Source organism: Bradyrhizobium altum, from assembly GCF_020889705.1.
Classification (GTDB): Bacteria; Pseudomonadota; Alphaproteobacteria; order Rhizobiales; family Xanthobacteraceae; genus Bradyrhizobium; species Bradyrhizobium altum.
The window spans coordinates 1-2,325 of the sequence record NZ_JACMYP010000502.1; the positions used below are offsets into that span (position 1 = coordinate 1).

Annotated in this window: 2 protein-coding genes; both read left to right on the forward strand. The window is 70.5% G+C overall.

Annotated features, from left to right (window positions below):
• Nucleotides 1-882: COG4223 family protein (locus H8B02_RS46865; RefSeq protein WP_229172456.1), on the forward strand; the 882-nt coding region annotated here is incomplete at its 5' end.
• A 20-nt stretch (nt 883-902) separates the two neighbouring features.
• The coding region (locus H8B02_RS46870) for a heme biosynthesis protein HemY (protein ID WP_229172457.1) at nt 903-2,325 on the forward strand (1,423 nt) is incomplete at its 3' end.

Consider the following 2,325-nt stretch of genomic DNA (forward strand, 5'->3'; position numbering starts at 1 on the left):
CCGCAGCCCGGTGTCGCAACGCTGGACGAGCTCGGCACGCGCCTGACCGCGCTTGAAGCAAAAGCGAGCAGGCCGGTCACTGCGGCCGCCGATCCCGCGGCAACCGCGCGGCTGGAGGCGCTCGACAAATCGATCGCCGCGTTGCGCACCGAGCTCGCCGCCACGCGCGCGCAATCCGACAAGCTTGCGGCGGCGGTCAATGATGCGAAGGCCGCGCCGCGCGATGGCGCGGCTGCGCCCGACATCTCCGGCATCACGGCACGCATCGACAAGGTCGAGGGCGCGGTGAAGGCGCAGGGTGCCGTGATCGCCAAGCAGGATAGCAAGATCGCCGACACCAAGGCCGAGGCGAAGGCGGACGACGTGCCGCTGCGCCGCGTGGTGGCGGCATCGTTGCTCGACGTCGCGGTTCGTCACGGCGATCCCTATGCCTCGGCGCTCGAGGCCGCGAAAGCGATCGCCGACAATCCTGACGTGCTGAAGCCGCTCGACGTCTTCGCCGCGTCAGGCGTGCCTAGTCCGAACAAGCTGTGCCGCGACCTGATCGAGATCGTGCCGCAGCTCGCACCGCCGCCGCCGGATGCCGCGGCGGCCAGCGCCGGGCTGGTCGATCGTCTGCAGGCCGGCGCTTCCAAGCTGATCCGCATCGAGCGGACCGACGGCACCGGGACCGACCGCGGCAGCATCGTCGCGCGCGTGACATCGGCCGCCGTGCATAATGATCTCGCATTGACCGAGCGCGAATTGAAGTCGTTGCCGCCGGCCGATCGCACCGCGGCGCAAGCCTGGCTCGCCAAGGTGGACGCGCGCCGCGCCGCGCTCGACGCGTCGCGGAAATTTGCCGACAACGCCATGGCGGCGCTCGCCACGGTCAACCAGTAAGTCTTTGCAATAGGTTCTCGATGATCCGCATCATTCTGTTCCTGCTGCTGATCGCGCTCGCTGCAGCGGGTGCGGCCTGGTTGGCCGATCAGCCCGGCGATCTCGTGCTGAATTGGGGCGGTCTGCGCCTGACATCCAAGCAGCCGATGTATCTGCTCGGCCTCGTCATCGTCGTCGCGATGGTCGCAGGCGTGATCCTGCGCGGCCTGTGGAAGATCCCGGGCCATGTCCGCCGCGGCAGGCGCGAGCGGCGCCACGCGCGCGGCCGTCACGCGATCACGCAAGGCCTGCTCGCGATCGGGCATGGCGATTCGTCGGCGGCGCGCGCGCATGCCGAAGTGGCACGGCGCCACGCCGGAGGCGATCCGCTGGCGCTGTTGCTGCACGCGCAATCGGCGCAGCTCGACGGCGACCGCGACGGCGCGCAGCGCGCCTTCCGCGCCATGGCCGAGCGCGCGGACACGCGGCTGCTCGGGCTGCGCGGCCTGTTCATCGAGGCACAGCGCGCCGACGATCCGGTTGCGGCCGTGATGATTGCCGAGGAAGCGCTGAAAATGTCGCCGTCCTCGTCTTGGGCCTCGCATGCGGTGCTCGGTTTCTGCTGCGCCAAGGGCGATTGGGCCGGAGCGCTGTCGATCATCGACAACAACCAGGCTGCCGGGTTGATCGACAAGGCGACCTATCGGCGGCAACGCGGCGTGCTGCTCGCGGCGCGTGCGCTCGAGTTCGAGACCGTCGATCGCGACCTGTCGCGCTCGAGTGCGATGGAGGCGCTGAAGCTGGCGCCGACGCTGATCCCGGCCGCGGTGCTTGCCGCCAAATTCGAAAGCGAGGCGCATCAGGTGCGCCGCGCGATGCGTATCGTCGAGACCGCGTGGCTGGCGCAGCCGCATCCCGATCTCGCCGATGCCTATTCGCATGTGCGGCTCGGCGATGCCGCGCGCCAGCGGCTGGTGCGCGTCGAGACGCTGGCGGCGAAAACGCCCGGGCATATCGAAGGTGCGCTGGCGATCGCGCGCGCCGCGATCGATGCGACCGAATTCGCCAAGGCGCGTGCGGCGCTGGAGCCGTTCACGGCGGCGCCGACGCAGCGCGTCGCGCTGTTGATGGCGGAGATCGAACGCACCGAGCATGGCGACAGCGGCCGGGCGCGGGCCTGGACCTTGCGCGCGGTGCGCGCGCTGCACGATCCGGCGTGGACCGCCGACGGCTATGTCTCCGACCGCTGGCGTCCGGTGTCGCCGGTCACCGGCCGTCTCGATGCCTTCCAATGGCAGACGCCGGTGGCGGCGCTGCCGTCCGACAAGGGCCATGCGATCGAGCCCTCGCCCTTCGAGGAGGCGATGCTGGCGCCGCGCCGGGTCGAACCGCCAAAGGAAGCGGCCAGCGAGCCGGAGGCAGCCAACCCGCCGGAGGCAGCCAACCCGCCGGAGGCAGCCAAGC